This window comes from Nocardioides sp. zg-1228 (assembly GCF_017086465.1).
GTDB lineage: Bacteria > Actinomycetota > Actinomycetes > Propionibacteriales > Nocardioidaceae > Nocardioides.
In genome coordinates, this window is sequence record NZ_CP070961.1 from 711366 (window position 1) to 728807 (window position 17442).

Genomic DNA, 17442 nt, shown 5'->3' on the forward strand with positions numbered 1-17442 from the left:
GTGAAACTCACCCGCAGGCTCGCCGAACGCCGCGACGAGGTCGGCGCGACCGCCATCCTCGTCGCGCTGTTCTTCTCCTTCATCGCGCTGCCCCTGGGCGCGGTGAGTGTCGACATCGCCCGGCTCTACGTCGAGATCCAGCGCGTCCAGGCGGCTGCGGACGCCGCCGCCACGGCAGGCGTCACATTCATGCCCGACGACTTCGACCTCGCCGTGGAGAGGGCGCGCGAGATCGCGGCCGACAACGGCTTTCCCAACGGCGGGACGTCCACAGTCCAGGTCCAGGTCGGCTCCAAGCCCACGCAGCTGAAGGTCACGGTCAGCTCACGGGTCGACAACGCATTCGCGACGACGTTTGGGGTGCCCAGCTCGGTGATGTCGCGCTCGGCCGTCGCCGACTACAACGGGCCGGCACCGATGGGCAGCCCATGCAACACCTTCGCCAATGAGCCGCCGGGCGCGAGCGACCGGGGCACGTCGGCGACCAGCGTGTTGACGCCACCCCCCCTCGCGGACTGTTCGAACCCACAGTTCTGGGCGAACATCGGCGGACCCACGTGGCCCAAGGGCAACGGGGACCAGTTCATGACGCGGACGTGCTCGAGTGGGGTTGACGGTTGCACGGGGACCAAGAACGACGAGTTCGATCCTCGCGGGTACTTCTACATCCTGCGGGTGGCTCCCGGCGCGGTCGGTCGCAGCGTCAAGATCGAGCTCTACGACCCCGCGTTCGTCGAGGTCGGCGACTACTGTCAGTCCGGGCCTGCGCCCACCAGCAGCCCCGTCAACAACAACACCTGGAACAGCTACACGCGCACCGACGCCATCCTGCGCTACAAGCCTCAGTCCGAGGGCTCTACCAATGCCATGTGCACCGGCGACGTGATGCAGGGCTCGGTTCCCACTGTGACGTCGTTCGGTCTCCGCGGGACGACGATCACCAATGACCCGCGCAATGCCCCGCCCATCTCGAGCTGCGCTCGGCAGTACCCCGGCTACGGCCTCAGCTCGGTCACCACGAACAACATCAGGGGGAGCGGCGCAGCGCGGACCGGCGCAAGCCCCAATGAGAACCTCACCAAGGTCTTCCGCCAGTGGGTGCCCTTCTGCACATTCGTCCCGAGTGTCGCGGGTGACTACTACCTGCAGGTCAGGACGAACGTTGCGCTCAACACGTCCAGCCCGGACGGGCAGGGCGGGTACCAAGGCAACATGACCATCTTCACGCAGACCGGCGACAACACCTCGGTCAAGGGTGACGGCGCCAACCGGTATGCGATCCGGGCCCACGCGACCGGGGCGCCGGCAGGATCGATCTCCGTCTCCGCGTACGAGCGCATGCCCATCTACGCCAACGCCACTGGTGCGGCCACGACCTTCAACCTCGTGCGGGTCATCCCGGCGGCAGCGTCCAAGACGCTCGTGTTCAGCTTCTTCGACGTCGGCGAGGGTGCAAGCGGCGGCACCATGAAGGTCGTTCCGCCGTCGGACTCCAACATGGGATCCAACATCCCGGGATGTGTCGGCACCGGGAAGGTGAACGCCTCTCTCGTCAACTGCAAGATTTCCGGAATCTCGTCCGCCGCCGGGTGGAACGGGAGAAGCCAGGACATCAGGGTTCCCATTCCCGCCAACTACACGTGCACGACGTCCAGCCCCGGTGGTTGCTGGTTCCGGGTCGAGGTCAGCTTCGGGGCGGGCAAGCCGGTGAACGACTCCACGACCTGGACCGCGAGCATTGACGGTGAGCCCGTGCGCCTGATCGAGTAGTGCCCTCCAGCAGACGCGACGCCACCCGGCAACCGCCGGGTGGCGTTTGCACTCTCGGTGGGCGAGTGCTAAACATGAGGTTGGCACTCTCGTCACGAGAGTGACAACGACCTGGGTGACGCTGAGGTCCGCAGAAGCCGGCGTGAATGGATCGCCGGCGGAGCGGATCGTCCGTCGCGGGCAGCCCGCCCGGCGTCGACACACAGACTCATGTCGATAGGAATCGCACGCGATATGGCCAAGCTGATTGCTTTCAACGAGGAGGCCCGCCGCGGCCTCGAGCGAGGAATGAACACCCTCGCCGACGCGGTCAAGGTCACCCTCGGCCCCAAGGGCCGCAACGTCGTCCTGGAGAAGAAGTGGGGCGCCCCCACGATCACCAACGACGGTGTCTCGATCGCCAAGGAGATCGAGCTGGAGGACCCCTACGAGAAGATCGGCGCCGAGCTGGTCAAGGAGGTCGCCAAGAAGACCGACGACGTCGCCGGTGACGGCACGACGACGGCTACCGTCCTGGCCCAGGCCATGGTCCGCGAGGGCCTGCGCAACGTCGCGGCCGGCGCCAACCCGATGGGCCTCAAGCGGGGCATCGAGGCCGCCGTCGCCGCCGTGTCCGAGCAGCTGCTCGCCATGGCCAAGGACGTCGAGACCAAGGAGCAGATCGCCTCGACCGCCTCGATCTCCGCCGCCGACACCACCGTCGGCGAGATCATCGCCGAGGCGATGGACAAGGTCGGCAAGGAAGGCGTCATCACCGTCGAGGAGTCCAACACCTTCGGGCTGGACCTCGAGCTGACCGAGGGCATGCGCTTCGACAAGGGCTACATCTCGGCCTACTTCGCGACCGACCTCGAGCGCATGGAGGCCGTGCTGGAGGACCCCTACATCCTCATCGCCAACTCCAAGGTGTCGACGGTCAAGGACCTGCTGCCGCTGCTCGAGAAGGTCATGCAGTCCGGCAAGCCGCTGCTGATCATCGCCGAGGACGTCGACGGCGAGGCCCTCTCGACCCTGGTGGTCAACAAGATCAAGGGCACCTTCCGCTCCGTGGCCGTCAAGGCCCCGGGCTTCGGTGACCGCCGCAAGGCCATGCTGCAGGACATCGCCATCCTCACCGGGGGCCAGGTCATCTCCGAGGAGGTCGGCCTCAAGCTCGAGTCCGCCGGCCTGGAGCTGCTCGGCCAGGCGCGCAAGGTCGTCATCACCAAGGACGAGACCACCATCGTCGAGGGTGCCGGCGACCAGGGCCAGATCGAGGGCCGGGTCAACCAGATCCGCGCCGAGATCGAGAAGTCCGACTCCGACTACGACCGCGAGAAGCTCCAGGAGCGCCTCGCCAAGCTGGCCGGCGGCGTGGCCGTCATCAAGGTCGGCGCGGCCACCGAGGTCGAGCTCAAGGAGCGCAAGCACCGCATCGAGGACGCCGTTCGCAACGCGAAGGCCGCCGTCGAGGAGGGCATCGTCGCCGGCGGTGGCGTGGCGCTCGTCCAGGCCGCCGACATCGCGTTCGGCAAGCTCGAGCTCACCGGCGACGAGGCGACCGGTGCCGAGATCGTCCGCAAGGCGACCGAGGCCCCGCTCAAGCAGATCGCCGTCAACGCCGGTCTCGAGGGTGGCGTCGTCGCCGAGAAGGTGCGCAACCTCGAGGCGGGTCACGGCCTCAACGCCGCGACCGGTGACTACGTCGACATGATCGCCGAGGGCATCATCGACCCGGCCAAGGTCACCCGCTCGGCGCTGCAGAACGCCGCGTCGATCGCCGCGCTGTTCCTCACCACCGAGGCCGTCGTGGCCGACAAGCCCGAGAAGACGCCGGCCATGCCCGGCGGCGACATGGGCGGCATGGGCGGCATGGACTTCTGATCGACTGATCAGGTCCACCAGCTCCACCAGCCAGAACCAGCAGGGCCCCCGCTCCGGCGGGGGCCCTGCTGCCATCTCCGGTCGTGTCGGCGCAGGTGGCACCCTCTGTGAGCCCCGCCGGGGAACCCGGCCACCCGCCGCCGCGTCGGACCGGAGAACGGGCGGCACGCCCCGCCCGTACGACGAAAGGGATGCCCGCCATGAGCCGACACACCACCCGACGCCACCCGGCCCGCCTGCTCCCCGCAGGGGCCGCGGGCCTCGTCCTCGCCCTCACGCTCGCCGGCTGCGGCGCGGAGGACGACGACGCGCCCACGTCCGAGCCGACCGCGAGCGAGTCCACGAGCCAGACCGAGACCCCGACCGAGACCGCGACGGAGCCGCTGGTCCTCACCGCCGACGGCTCGAGCGCCGGCAAGTGCGCCATGCCCTCCGCGCAGGTCCTCGCGACGTTCGACACGGCGTTCGAGGGCACCGTCACCTCCCTGGCCGACGGGACGGCGACGCTCGAGGTGGAGCAGTGGTACGCCGGCGCCGAGACGCCCACCGTCGTCGTCGAGGCACCCAGCAAGGCGCTGGGGGACCTGCTGATGGCCGTCGACTTCCAGGAGGGGCGCACCTACCTCGTCAGCGCCGACGGCGACCGGGTCACGCTCTGCGGCTTCACCGCGGAGACCTCCCCGGAGCTCGAGGCGCTCTACGACCAGGCCTTCGACGCCGCTCAGTGAGGGGCCCTGGGAAGGGCACCGGCCCCGAGTGAATCGCCGAGTCGGCGCATCCTGACACCCATTGCGTGCAGGATGCGCCGACTCGGCGGCCTCTCGGCGTCAGGATGCGCCGACTCGGCGGCGTCTCGGCGTCAGGATGCGCCGCCTGAACCGTTGGGGGACCGGGCCGATCGGCCCGGGGCGCAGCCGCGTCAGGGGCGGGTCAGGGGCCCATCCGGCCCCGGCAGTCGGCCCCTAGCGAGCCTGATCGCGGCGCGCGTAACTTCGTGAGCACATCGCACAGGGCCCGAGCTGTTCGGTGGGTTTGGGTTGGTTCCTCGACCACCAGGAGCACACGATGAGCGCCACGACCGCACCCCGGAGCCCGGGCAACCCGTGGGTGATGCTGGCCCTGGCCACGATCGGGTTCGCGGTCAACTTCTGGGCCTGGGCGCTGATCAGCCCGCTCGGCCCGCTCTTCCTCAAGCAGGGCGCCGACAGCCCGCTCGGCCAGCTCAGCCAGTCCGAGGTGTCGTTGATGGTCGCCGTCCCCGTGGTGGTCGGCTCGCTGGGCCGCATCGTGGTGGGCGCGCTGACCGATCGCTACGGCGGGCGGCTGATGTTCCCGATCGTGTCCGGCGTGTCCATCGTGCCGGTGCTGTTCCTGGCCTACTTCGCCCTCGACTCCTACCCGCTGGTGCTCCTCGGCGGCTTCTTCCTCGGCATCGCCGGCACGGCGTTCGCCGTCGGTGTCCCCTTCGTCAACGCATGGTTCCCGCCGGAGAAGCGGGGCCTGGCGGTCGGCATCTTCGGTGCCGGCATGGGCGGCACGGCGATCAGCGCCCTGACGACCGTCCCGCTCTGGGAGAACCTCGGGCGGACCGCCCCCTTCCTCATCACCGCGGGGGTCCTGGCGGTCTACGCGGTGGTCGCCTGGGTGGTGATGCGGGACGCACCCGGCCGGGTCCCGCCCAGCACCAGCCTCGGCGCGCGGGTGTCGGCCGACGCCCGCCTGCCGATCACCTGGCAGGCCAGCGTGCTCTACGCGGTCGCCTTCGGGGGCTACGTCGCCTTCTCGGTGTTCCTGCCGACCTACCTCAAGACCGCCCACGGGCTCGAGCCGGCCGACGCGGCCAACCGGATGGCGGGCTTCGTGGTGGTCGCGGTCGTGATGCGGCCCGTCGGCGGCTGGCTGTCGGACCGGCTCGGCTCCATCCCCGTGCTCGCCGCCGGCTTCGCCGTGGTGGCCGTCTGCGCCGCGGTCGCCGCGCCCAACCCGCCCGTGACAGCGGCCGACGGGAGCTACCTCACCCTCGGCACCGCCACCTTCCTGCTGATGGCCGCGGCCCTCGGCTCCGGCTCCGGCGCGACCTTCGCCCTGATCGCGCAGGCCACGCAACCCGCCCGCGTCGGTGGCGTGACCGGGCTGGTGGGCGCGGCCGGCGGGCTCGGTGGCTTCGTGCCGCCCCTCCTCATGGGGTGGATCTACGGCCAGACGGAGTCCTACGCCATCGGGCTGTGGCTGCTCGCCGTGACCTCCGCGCTGACCCTGGTGCTGACCGTGACCCTCGTCCGCCGCACCGCGGCGGAGTCGGCCGCCGCCGCCGGCGTCGCCGCCTGAGCGGATCGACCTCACGAAAGGGCCCGACGTGACCGACCTCGAGAACCAGCTGCAGAAGGCCCTCATCGGCGGGCGCCGCTTCTTCACCAAGGCGCAGGTGAGCGAGGACGACCGCGTGCTCTACGCGCAGGGCGGTCGCGAGGGCGACGTGTTCTACCGCGACCGCTGGAGCCACGACAAGGTGGTGCGGTCGACGCACGGGGTCAACTGCACCGGGTCGTGCTCGTGGAAGGTCTACGTCAAGGACGGGATCATCACCTGGGAGGCGCAGCAGACCGACTACCCCAGCGCCGGGCCCGACCGCCCGGAGTACGAGCCCCGCGGCTGCCCGCGAGGGGCGGCGTTCAGCTGGTACACCTACAGCCCCACCCGGGTGCGCTACCCCTACGTCCGCGGCGTGCTGCTCGAGATGTTCCGCGCCGCCAAGCAGCAGTACGGCGACCCGGTGGTCGCCTGGGGATCGATCGTCCAGGACGAGGAGCAGGCTCGGGCCTACAAGTCGGCGCGCGGCAAGGGCGGCCTGGTGCGGGCGTCCTGGGACGAGGTCACCGAGATCGTGGCGGCCGCCCACGTCTACACGGTCAAGCGGTGGGGCCCCGACCGCATCGCCGGCTTCTCGCCGATCCCCGCGATGTCGCCGGTGTCCTACGCCTCCGGAGCGCGGTTCCTCGAGCTCGTCGGGGCTCCCATGCTGTCGTTCTACGACTGGTATGCCGACCTGCCCAACGCCTCGCCCCAGATGTTCGGCGACCAGACCGACGTCCCGGAGTCCGGCGACTGGTGGGACGCCGGCTACCTGATGATGTGGGGCTCCAACGTCCCGCTCACCCGCACCCCCGACGCCCACTGGATGACCGAGGCGCGCTACCGCGGCCAGAAGGTGGTCGCGATCGCGCCCGACTACGCCGAGAGCGTGAAGTTCGCCGACGAGTGGGTGAGCCCGGCGCCGGGCACCGACGGTGCACTGGCGATGGCGATGGGCCACGTCGTGCTCAAGGAGTTCTTCGCCGAGACCAGCACGCCGTTCTTCGAGGCCTACACCAAGCAGTTCACCGACCTCCCGCACCTCGTGTGCCTCGAGCCCGCGGCAGGCGGCGGCTACCGCCCCGGCAAGTTCCTCGTCGAGGGCGACCTCGGCGGGACCAGCGAGAACGCCATGTGGAAGCCCGCCGTGGTCGACGCCACGACCGGCGACGTCCGCATCCCGCACGGCTCCATCGGCGACCGCTTCGGCGAGGCCGGCGTCGGGAGGTGGAACCTCGAGCTCGGCGACCTCGACCCGGCGCTGAGCATGTACCGCGACCACCAGGGCGGGACCCGCGAGTCCGTCGAGGTCGAGCTGCCGCGCTTCGACGCCGCCGACGGCAAGGTCGTGCGCGAGCGCCGGGGCGTGCCGGTGGCGCGGGTGGGCGATCGCGTCGTCACCACTGTCCTCGACCTCCTGCTCGCCCAGTACGGCGTCGCCCGGCCCGGCCTGCCGGGCACCTGGCCGCGCACGAGCGAGTCCGACGCGCGCGGCTACGACGACCCGGCCGTGCCGGCCACCCCGGCCTGGCAGGAGCAGCACACCGGGGTCCCGGCCGCCCAGGTCGTCCGGCTGGCGCGCGAGTGGGCGCGCAACGCGGTCGACACCGAGGGCCGCGGGATGATCCTGCTCGGTGCGGGCGTCAACCACTGGTTCCACTCCGACCAGATCTACCGCGCCATCCTGGTGCTCACCACGATCACGGGTGCCCAGGGCCGCAACGGCGGCGGCTGGGCGCACTACGTCGGCCAGGAGAAGATGCGCCCGCTCATGGGCTTCCAGCACATGGCGTTCGCGCTGGACTGGCACCGCCCGCCGCGCCACATGAACCAGACGGCGTACTGGTACGTCAACACCTCGCAGTACCGCTATGACACCTTCACCGCCGACGACCTCGACTGCGGCACGGGCATCTTCGCCGGCCGCACGGTGATGGACCTGCTGGCCCAGTCGGTGCGGCTGGGGTGGTCGCCCTCCTACCCCACCTTCGACCGCAGCAGCCTCCAGCTCGCCGACGACGCGGAGGCGGCGGGGATGGAGGCGCCGGCGTACGTCGCCCGGGAGCTCAAGGAGGGCCGCCTGCGCTTCGCGGTCGAGGACCCCGAGCACGAGGACAACCATCCCCGGCTGCTGTCGCTGTGGCGCTCCAACCTGCTGGGGTCCTCGGCCAAGGGCAACGAGTACTTCCTGCGCCACCTGCTCGGGACCGACTCGTCCGCCACTGCCGTGGAGGCGCCGCCGGACAAGAGGCCGCGGGACGTCGTGTGGGCGGACCGCGCGGCCGAGGGTCGGCTCGACCTGCTCCTGACGATCGACTTCCGGATGACGTCGTCGACGATCCTCAGCGACGTCGTCCTCCCCGCGGCGACCTGGTACGAGAAGCACGACCTCTCGACCACCGACATGCACCCCTACATCCACTCGTTCAACCCCGCGATCGCGCCGCCGTGGCAGACCAGATCCGACTGGGACGCGTGGAAGGCGATCGCGAAGAGGTTCTCCGAGCTCGCCGTCGACCACCTCGGCACGCGTCGCGACGTGGTGGCCAAGCCGCTGTGGCACGACACCCCGGAGGCGATGGCGTCCGAGCACGGCGTGGTGCGGGACTGGAGGACCGGCGAGGTGGAGCCGGTGCCGGGCAGGACGATGCCGGTGATCGCCGTGGCCGAGCGTGACTACCCGGCGGTCTTCGACAAGATGACCACGATCGGCCCGCTCCTGGAGAAGGCCGGGATGGTGACCAAGGGGGTCTCGTACGACCCGGCGCGCGCGGTGGAGGCCCTGCGCCAGCGCAACGGCGTCGTCCACGGCGGGGTCGGCGACGGCCAGCCGCGTCTGGAGACCGACGTGCAGATGGCCGACGCCATGCTCCACCTCTCCGGCGTCTCCAATGGGCACCTCGCCACGGAGGGCTTCCGCTTCCTCGAGAAGCGCACGGGCACCGGGCTCGCCGACCTCGCGGCGGAGCACGAGGGGAAGCAGATCACGTTCGCCGACACCCAGGTGGCGCCGGTCCCGGTGATCACCTCGCCGGAGTGGTCGGGCTCGGAGTCGGGCGGGCGGCGCTACAGCCCGTTCACGATCAACATCGAGCGCAAGAAGCCCTTCCACACCCTGACCGGGCGCCAGCAGTTCTACCTCGACCACGACTGGTTCCTCGGGATGGGCGAGATGCTGCCGGTCTACCGCCCGCCGCTCAACATGACCGAGCTGTTCGGTGAGGTGCCGGTCGGGGAGCAGACCGAGCTCGGCGTCTCGGTGCGCTACCTCACCCCGCACAACAAGTGGGCGATCCACTCCGAGTACCAGGACAACCTGTTCATGCTCTCGCTCTCGCGGGGTGGCCAGTCGGTGTGGATCTCCGACCGCGACGCGGCGAAGGTGGGGATCGGCGACAACGACTGGATCGAGATGGTCAACCGCAACGGCGTCGTCGCGGCCCGCGCGATCGTGAGCCACCGGATGCCCGAGGGCACCGTCTACATGCACCACGCCCAGGACCGGCTGATCGACGTGCCGTTGACGGAGCGCGACGGCAAGCGCGGCGGCATCCACAACAGCCTCACCCGGGTCCTGCTCAAGCCCAACCACATCGTCGGCGGCTACGCCCAGCTGGCCTACTTCTTCAACTACATCGGCCCGATCGGCAACAACCGCGACGAGGTCACGATGATCCGCAAGCGGACCGCGCCGGTGGCGTACTGAGCGGGACGGGAGACGACTGACATGCGCGTGATGGCACAGATGGCCATGGTGATGAACCTCGACAAGTGCATCGGGTGCCACACCTGCTCGGTGACCTGCAAGCAGGCGTGGACCAACCGGGCCGGCACGGAGTACGTCTGGTTCAACAACGTCGAGACCCGCCCCGGGCTGGGCTACCCCCGGACCTACGAGGACCAGGAGGAGTGGCAGGGCGGCTGGGTCCGCAAGCGCGACGGCCGGCTGGCGCTCCGGGCGGGCGGGCGGATGAAGAAGCTGCTCACCATCTTCTCCAACCCCAAGCTGCCCTCGATCGAGGACTACTACGAGCCCTGGACCTACGACTACGAGACGCTGACCAGCTCACCGCAGTCCGACACGTTCCCCGTCGCCCGTCCCCGCAGCCTCATCTCCGGCGAGCACATGAACGTGGAGTGGTCGGCCAACTGGGACGACGACCTCGGCGGCTCGCATGAGCATGCGGCCCGCGACGTGATGCTCAAGGGCATCGAGGACAAGGTGCGCCTGGAGTTCGAGCAGACCTTCATGTTCTACCTCCCGCGCATCTGCGCGCACTGCCTCAACCCGTCGTGCGCCGCGTCGTGCCCCAGCGGCGCGATCTACAAGCGTGAGGAGGACGGCATCGTCCTGGTCGACCAGGACCGCTGCCGCGGCTGGCGCATGTGCGTGTCCGGGTGCCCCTACAAGAAGGTCTACTTCAACCACAAGACCGGCAAGGCCGAGAAGTGCACGTTCTGCTACCCCCGGGTCGAGGTCGGCATCCCGACCGTGTGCTCGGAGACGTGCGTGGGCCGGCTGCGCTACATCGGCCTGATGCTCTACGACGCCGACAAGGTGCTCGAGGCGGCGAGCATCGAGGACGAGCACGAGCTCTACGACGCCCAGCGCGCGTGCTTCCTCGACCCGCACGACCCCGAGGTCCGGCGGGCAGCGGAGCGGGCCGGCATCCCGGGCGACTGGGTCGACGCCGCCGGGCGCTCGCCGGTGTGGGCGCTGATCAACACCTACGAGGTCGCCCTGCCCCTGCACCCGGAGTACCGCACGATGCCGATGGTCTGGTACATCCCGCCGCTGTCGCCGGTCGTCGACGTCGTACGCGAGACGGGGGAGGACGCCGAGGACCGGGGCAACCTGTTCGCGGCCATCGACACCCTCCGCATCCCCGTGGAGTACCTCGCCAACCTGTTCACCGCCGGCGACCCCGCGCCCGTGGACCGGGTGCTGAAGAAGCTCGCCGCGATGCGGTCCTACATGCGCGACATCAACCTCGGCCGCGACCCCGACGAGTCGATCGCGGCCGCGGTCGGCATGACCGGCGAGCGGATGTACGAGATGTTCCGGCTGCTCGCCATCGCCAAGTACTCCGAGCGCTACGTGATCCCGCCGGCCCACGCCGAGCAGGCGCACGCGCTCGAGGAGCTGGCCACCGACTGCCCGGTCAACGACTACGGCGGCGGACAGCAGGACCTGTTCGGCGAGGGCTCGGGCTACCCGACGCCGGTCGCAGTCGACAACTTCCGGATGCTGCAGGACCGCCAGACCTCCGACACGCTCGCCGCACCCGACGACAAGGGCACGCGCGTCAACCTGCTCAACTGGGACGGCAAGGGCACCCCGGCCGGGATGTTCCCGCCGCGCGACGGCGAGGCCGGGTCGTGATGCTCCGGCGCCGGTCGCGCCGACCCGACCCGCAGGCCGTCCGGGTCTGGGCGGTCTGCTCGGCCCTGCTCGACTACCCCACGCCCGACCTGGTCGACTCGCTCGACGACCTCGAGGCGCTGGTGCCCGGGCACGCGCAGCTGGTCCCGCTCATCGAGCACGCCCGGCGCACCCCGCTCGACCGGCTGCAGCAGAACTACGTCGCCACCTTCGACCACACGCGCAAGTGCGCGCTCTACCTCACCTACTTCGCCTACGGCGACACCCGCCGGCGCGGGGCCGCGCTCCTGGGCTTCAAGGACGCCTACCGCCGGGCCGGCGTGGAGTGGGACGACGCGCTCGGCGAGCTGCCCGACCACCTGTGCGCGGTGCTGCAGCTCGGGGCGACCGTCGACGCCGAGGTCGCCCGGACGCTGCTCCTGGAGCACCGCGCCGGCGTGGAGATGCTGCGCCTGGCGCTGACGGGCTGGCGCAACGACGACGGCTCGACGGGGTCGCCCTGGGCGGCGGCGCTGGTGGCCCTCTGCGACACCCTCCCCGAGCTCGCCGGCACCGAGGCCGACGCCGTACGCCGTCTCGTCGAGCAGGGCCCGCCGGCCGAGGAGGTCGGGCTCGCCGGCTACGCCGCCGACCCGGCCCTCACCGGGGGACCCGCCCTCATCTCGTCCGCCACCATCCCCGTAGGAGCCCCCCGATGAGCGTCTTCCTGTGGGTCATCGTCCCCTACCTGTGCCTGGCGGTCTTCGTCGTCGGCCACGTGTGGCGCTACCGCTACGACAAGTTCGGCTGGACCACCCGCTCCTCGCAGCTCTACGAGGAGCGGCTGCTCAGGCTGGGCTCGCCGCTGTTCCACTTCGGCATGCTCGGCGTGGTCGCCGGCCACATCATCGGCCTGCTCGTCCCGCGGTCGTGGACCGAGGCGGTCGGCATCGACGACGAGCTCTACCACTACATCGCAGTGATCGGCGGGCTGATCGCCGGACTGATGGCGCTGACGGGCATGGTCATCCTGATCTACCGCCGTCGGACCGTGGGCCCGGTCTTCTCCGCCACCACCGGGATGGACAAGGTGATGTACGCCTTCCTCGGCGCGGCCATCGTGCTGGGCATGTGGAACACCATCGCCGGCTCGATCTTCAGCCTGGGCGGTGAGTACAACTACCGGGAGGGCGTCTCGGTCTGGTATCGGTCCTTTCTCGCCTTCCAGCCCGACGCCGACCTGATGGCCGACGCGCCGATCGGCTTCCAGCTCCACGCCCTGGTCGCCTTCGGCCTGTTCGCGCTGTGGCCCTTCACCCGGCTCGTGCACGTGTTCTCCGCGCCCGTCGGCTACCTGACGAGGCCCTACATCGTCTACCGCTCGCGCGACGACATCCCGCTGGGGACCGCAGCGCCGCCCCGCGGCTGGGACCGGGTGGGCTGAGCCGTGTGCCACTACTGCGGCTGCCGCCAGATCCCGCTGATCCGCGACTTCATCGCCGAGCACGAGCTGGTGCTCGAGCTCGGCATGCGGGCCCTCGAGCAGGCCGGGCACGGCGCGTTCGAGCAGGCGGGCTCCACCGTCGAGGCGATGCGCGCCGAGCTGCGCAGCCACTGGCAGGGGGAGGAGGAGGGGATCTTCGCCCTGATGCGCACCGACGAGCTCTACCGCCAGCACATCGACCCGCTGGTCGACGAGCACCGCGAGCTCGGCGCGCTGCTCGCCGGCCTCGACCTGGGCCGTGCGGACGACCGCGACCTCCTGCACCACCAGATGACCGAGCTGCGGATCCACATCTCCAAGGAGGAGGACGGGATCTTCCCCGTCACCCTGGTGGAGTTCAGCGGCCCGGAGTGGGACGCTGCGATCGCCGCGTGGGAACGCGCGCACCCCGGCAGGACCGTCTCGACCCGCTGACGCCCCAGGAGGATCCATGCAGATCACGTCGTTGACCGCGCTCGCCGTCCAGCAGCTGGAGACGGCCCGCACGGCGAGCGCCGGCCGCTCGGCCGTGACCGTGCACGGCGGGCGCGAGCACGACCTGCGTCAGACGGTGATCGCGATGACGGCCGGCACGCGTCTCGGCGAGCACGAGTCGCCGGGCGAGGCCACCCTGCAGGTGCTGGAGGGCGAGGTGAGCCTCCACGCGGGCGAGGACACCCACGAGCTGCGTGGCGGCGACCACGGGGTGATCCCGCCCGTGCGCCACGACCTGGTCGCGCGCACTGACGCCGTCGTGCTGCTGACGGTGGCCACCCGCGCCTGAGCGGCCGTCCGGGCCCTACGGTGGGCCCATGACCGCCGGCCTGCTCCTCGCCGCGGGCGCCGGGCGGCGCTTCGGCGGCCCCAAGGCGCTGGCCCGGGACGAGGACGGCACCTCGTGGCTGCTGCGCTCGCTGCAGGCGCTGCGGCCCTGCGCGGAGATCGTCGTCGTGCTGGGCGCCGAGGCCGAGCGCGCCGCGGCGCTGCTGCCCATGTCGGTCGCCCGGATCCGGGCCGACGACTGGGCAGAGGGGATGGGCGCCTCGCTGCGCGCCGGCCTGGAGGCGCTCACCCCCACCGGGCACGAGTCCGTGCTCGTCTCGCTCGTCGACCTGCCCGACGTCGACGGTGCGGTCGTCGCCCGCCTCCTCGGCGCCTCGCGCGGGCCCGCCGACCTCGCGCGGGCGGCGTACGACGGGGTGCCGGGGCACCCGGTGCTCCTCGGCCGCGACCACTGGCCGGGCGTGGTGGCCTCCGCGCGTGGTGACCGCGGGGCGCGCGACTACCTGGCCGCCCACGACGTCGCGTTGGTCGAGTGCGGCGACCTGGCGAGCGGCGCCGACGTGGACCGCCGCTGAGAGGCGTCCGTGGCCTGACCGCGTTTCCAACGTCGAGCCAACGTGCCGGGTCGTAGCCTGACCCGCATGGTGCACGGGATCGACTCCGCCGCCGACGTCGCCGCCCGGCTGGGCGCGACCGGCTACCTCTGCGACGACGAGCTGGCGACCGTCGTGTTCCTCGCCGCGCGGATGCAGCGCCCGCTGCTGCTCGAGGGCGAGCCGGGCACCGGCAAGACCGCCCTGGCCGAGGCGCTCGCCGAGAGCCTCGACCTGCCCCTCGTCCGGCTGCAGTGCTACGAGGGCATCGACGCCAGCCAGGCGCTCTACGACTGGGACTTCCCCCGCCAGATCCTGCACCTGCGGGCGCTGGAGGCCGGCGGCGAGGTCGATCCCGACGAGGCCGAGAAGAGCCTGTACGACGAGCGCTTCCTGCTCGCGCGCCCCGTCCTCGCCGCACTGCGCCGGGCCCCGGCGGTGCTGCTGGTCGACGAGGTGGACCGCGCCGACGACGAGTTCGAGGCGTTCCTGCTCGAGGTGCTCTCCACGTGGCAGGTGACGATCCCGGAGTTCGGCACGGTCACCGCCCCCGAGCCGCCGCTGGTGGTGCTCACCTCCAACCGCACCCGCGAGCTGCACGACGCGCTCAAGCGCCGGTGCCTCTACCACTGGATCGACCACCCCGGGCTGGCGCGCGAGGTGGAGATCGTCCGCTCGCGCGCCCCCGAGGTCGGCGAGGAGCTCGCCCGGCAGGTCGTCGGCGTGGTCCAGGAGCTGCGTGGTCGCGACGACCTGCTCAAGCCGCCGGGCGTCGCCGAGACGCTCGACTGGGCGCGCGCGCTGACCCACCTCGGCGCGACCGACGTCGACCTCGCGTCCGCGGCCACCACGCTCGGCGCGCTGCTGAAGTATCGCGAGGACGCCGACCGGGTGCGGGCCGCGCTCGACCGGATGCTGTCGAGATGAGCGAGATGAGCGAGATGAGCGAGGTGCGCCACGCCGCCGACGAGGTGCTGCTCGCCTTCACCCGCGCGCTGCGCGCCTCCGGCGTGCCGGTCACCCAGGACCGCGCGCACGGCTTCCTCGCCGCGGTCGCCGCGGTCGGCGCCGACGACCGGCAGGCCACCTACTGGGCCGGGCGCGCGACGCTGTGCGGCTCGCCCGACGACCTCGCCCGTTTCGAGGCGGTCTTCGCCGCGTGGTTCGACCCGCGCGACGGCCTGCCACGCGCCCACCCCCGCGAGGCGTCGCGACCCTCCACTGCCCACCTGCTCCCCGAGGCGGAGGGGCCGGGCGGGTCGGGGGAGTCGGAGGAGGACGTGGTGCGGGCCATGGCGTCGGAGGCCGAGGTGCTCAAGCACCGCGACGTGGCGACGCTCGACGCCGCGGAGAGGCGGCGGCTGGCCGCGATGTTCGTCCGGCTGTCGCTGCACCCGCCGGTGCGGCGCACCGCCCGCCACCGCCGCTGGCGCCGTGGACGGCTCGACGCCTCGCGCACCCTGCGCAACTCGCTGCGCCACCTCGGCGAGCCCGGTGAGATCGCCTGGCGCAGGCGGGGCACGCGCCCGCGCCGCGTGGTGCTGCTCGTCGACGTCAGCGGCTCGATGAGCGCGTACGCCGACGCGCTGCTGCGGCTGGCCCACCGGCTGACCCGCTCGGCGCGGGCGGAGGGGGGCACGGTGGAGACCTTCACCGTCGGCACCCGGCTCACCCACGTCACCCGAGCCCTCGGCACGCCCGACGCGGAGCGCGCGATCGTGGCGGCGGGTGAGGTCGTGCCCGACTGGTCCGGCGGCACCCGGCTGGGGGAGACCCTGCGGGTCTTCCTCGACCGTTGGGGGCAGCGCGGGATGGCCCGCGGCGCCGTCGTGGTCGTCTTCAGCGACGGCTGGGAGCGCGGCGACGCGGGCCTCCTCGGCGAGCAGATGGCACGCCTGCGGCGCGTCGCGCACCGCGTGGTCTGGGTCAACCCGCACCGCGGCAAGGCGGGCTACGAGCCGCTCCAGGGCGGGGTGGTGGCGGCGCTGCCGCACTGCGACGACTTCCTCGCCGGGCACTCCCTGGCGACCTTCGCCGACCTCACGGAGGTGATCGCCCGTGCGTGACGTGCTGGCCGAGCTGCTGCAGTGGTGGGAGGCCGGCGAGACGGTCGGGGTCGGCACCGTGGTGGCGACCTTCCGCTCCGCGCCGCGCCCGCCGGGTGCCTCGATGCTGGTGGGCCCCGACGACACGGCCGTCGGATCGGTGTCGGGCGGCTGCGTCGAGGGCGCCGTCTACGAGCTCGCCCAGTCGGTCGTGGCGAGCGGCGTGCCGGTGCTCGAGCGCTACGGCGTCTCCGACGACGACGCCTTCGCTGTCGGCCTGACCTGCGGCGGCATCCTCGACGTCTTCGTCGAGCAGGTCTCGCGCGAGACGTTCCCCCAGCTCGGCGAGGTGGTGGCCGACATCGAGGCCGGACGCCCCGTCGCCCTCGCGACCGTGATCGAGCACCCGGACCCCGACCGGGTCGGGCGGCGGCTGGTCCTGCGGCCGGAGGGTCCGGCTCAGGGCAGCCTCGGGTCCTCGCGGGCCGATGCCGCGGTCCACGACGACGCCCTCGGACTGCTCGCCGCGGGCAGCAACGCGACCCTCACCTACGGCCCGGACGGGGAGCGGCGCGGGGAGGGGATGCGGGTGTTCGTGTGGGGGTTCGCCCCCAAGCCCCGGATGCTGGTGTTCGGGGCCATCGACTTCGCGGCCGCCGTGGCCAAGGTCGGCTCGTTCCTCGGCTACCACGTCACCGTCTGCGATGCCCGTCCCGTGTTCGCGACGACCTCGCGCTTCCCGGGCGCCGACGAGGTCGTCGTGGACTGGCCCCACCGCTACCTGCGGGCCGAGGTCGACGCCGGCCGCGTCGACCGGCGCACCGTGCTGGCGGTGCTGACCCACGACCCGAGGTTCGACGTGCCGCTGCTCGAGGTCGCGCTCCGCCTCGACGACGACGTGCGACCCGCCTACATCGGCGCCATGGGCTCGCGGCGCACCCACGAGGAGCGACTGGCTCGCCTCGTGGAGGCCGGTCTCGGCGACGCCGAGCTGTCGCTGCTGTCGTCCCCGATCGGGCTCGACCTCGGCGCGCGCACACCCGAGGAGACGGCCGTGTCGATCGCGGCGGAGATCGTGGCGCGCCAGTGGGGCGGCTCGGGCGAGCGGCTCGCGTCCACCCGGGGCCGGATCCACCACGACGACTGACCGGACCCGGCGCCCGGCCGCGCCGATTGGTCGCCCACGCGCGC

General features: G+C 71.7%; 14 protein-coding genes. All 14 read left to right on the forward strand.

Going from position 1 to position 17442, the window contains the following annotated elements; all coding sequences use genetic code 11:
• The 14 genes from JX575_RS03425 (at position 1) to JX575_RS03490 (ending at position 17398) form a co-directional block, all read left to right on the forward strand.
• Positions 1-1770 carry a pilus assembly protein TadG-related protein gene (locus JX575_RS03425; RefSeq protein WP_186340266.1) on the forward strand — a complete coding sequence of 590 codons (1770 nt, stop codon included), beginning with the start codon at positions 1-3 and terminating at the stop codon, positions 1768-1770.
• A 234-nt stretch (positions 1771-2004) separates the two neighbouring features.
• On the forward strand, positions 2005-3633 hold the full coding sequence (gene groL / locus JX575_RS03430; protein WP_186340267.1) for a chaperonin GroEL: 1629 nt from the start codon (positions 2005-2007) through the stop codon (positions 3631-3633).
• Between the two features lie 200 nt (positions 3634-3833).
• Entirely contained in the window at positions 3834-4361 is a 528-nt protein-coding gene (locus JX575_RS03435) for a hypothetical protein (protein WP_186340268.1), read from the forward strand.
• A 337-nt stretch (positions 4362-4698) separates the two neighbouring features.
• Positions 4699-5961 carry an MFS transporter gene (locus JX575_RS03440; RefSeq protein ID WP_206054504.1) on the forward strand — a complete coding sequence of 421 codons (1263 nt, stop codon included), beginning with the start codon at positions 4699-4701 and terminating at the stop codon, positions 5959-5961.
• 64 nt (positions 5962-6025) lie between these two features.
• Complete coding sequence (locus JX575_RS03445; RefSeq protein ID WP_241005423.1) at positions 6026-9691, forward strand: nitrate reductase subunit alpha; 3666 nt, start codon at positions 6026-6028, stop codon at positions 9689-9691.
• Between the two features lie 21 nt (positions 9692-9712).
• Positions 9713-11368 carry a nitrate reductase subunit beta gene (gene narH, locus JX575_RS03450; protein WP_186340269.1) on the forward strand — a complete coding sequence of 552 codons (1656 nt, stop codon included), beginning with the start codon at positions 9713-9715 and terminating at the stop codon, positions 11366-11368.
• Positions 11368-12066, forward strand: coding sequence for a nitrate reductase molybdenum cofactor assembly chaperone (gene narJ / locus JX575_RS03455; protein ID WP_186340270.1), 699 nt, complete (start codon positions 11368-11370; stop codon positions 12064-12066). Before narH ends, narJ begins: the two co-directional genes overlap by 1 nt.
• Positions 12063-12791 carry a respiratory nitrate reductase subunit gamma gene (gene narI / locus JX575_RS03460; RefSeq protein WP_186340271.1) on the forward strand — a complete coding sequence of 243 codons (729 nt, stop codon included), beginning with the start codon at positions 12063-12065 and terminating at the stop codon, positions 12789-12791. The genes narJ and narI overlap by 4 nt, the downstream gene beginning before the upstream one ends.
• A 3-nt stretch (positions 12792-12794) precedes the next feature.
• Entirely contained in the window at positions 12795-13265 is a 471-nt protein-coding gene (locus JX575_RS03465; protein WP_186340272.1) for a hemerythrin domain-containing protein, read from the forward strand.
• 16 nt (positions 13266-13281) lie between these two features.
• Entirely contained in the window at positions 13282-13614 is a 333-nt protein-coding gene (locus tag JX575_RS03470) for a cupin domain-containing protein (RefSeq protein ID WP_186340273.1), read from the forward strand.
• A gap of 28 nt (positions 13615-13642) precedes the next feature.
• A complete protein-coding gene (locus JX575_RS03475) occupies positions 13643-14188 on the forward strand; it encodes an NTP transferase domain-containing protein (RefSeq protein ID WP_186340274.1) in 546 nt (181 codons plus the stop codon).
• A gap of 66 nt (positions 14189-14254) precedes the next feature.
• Positions 14255-15133, forward strand: coding sequence for a MoxR family ATPase (locus JX575_RS03480; RefSeq protein ID WP_186340275.1), 879 nt, complete (start codon positions 14255-14257; stop codon positions 15131-15133).
• The gene (locus JX575_RS03485; protein ID WP_241005317.1) at positions 15130-16272 is read left to right on the forward strand and encodes a VWA domain-containing protein; all 1143 of its coding nucleotides are present in this window, start codon (positions 15130-15132) and stop codon (positions 16270-16272) included. Before JX575_RS03480 ends, JX575_RS03485 begins: the two co-directional genes overlap by 4 nt.
• Positions 16265-17398 carry an XdhC/CoxI family protein gene (locus JX575_RS03490; RefSeq protein WP_186340276.1) on the forward strand — a complete coding sequence of 378 codons (1134 nt, stop codon included), beginning with the start codon at positions 16265-16267 and terminating at the stop codon, positions 17396-17398. The genes JX575_RS03485 and JX575_RS03490 overlap by 8 nt, the downstream gene beginning before the upstream one ends.
• Positions 17399-17442: the final 44 nt, after the last annotated feature.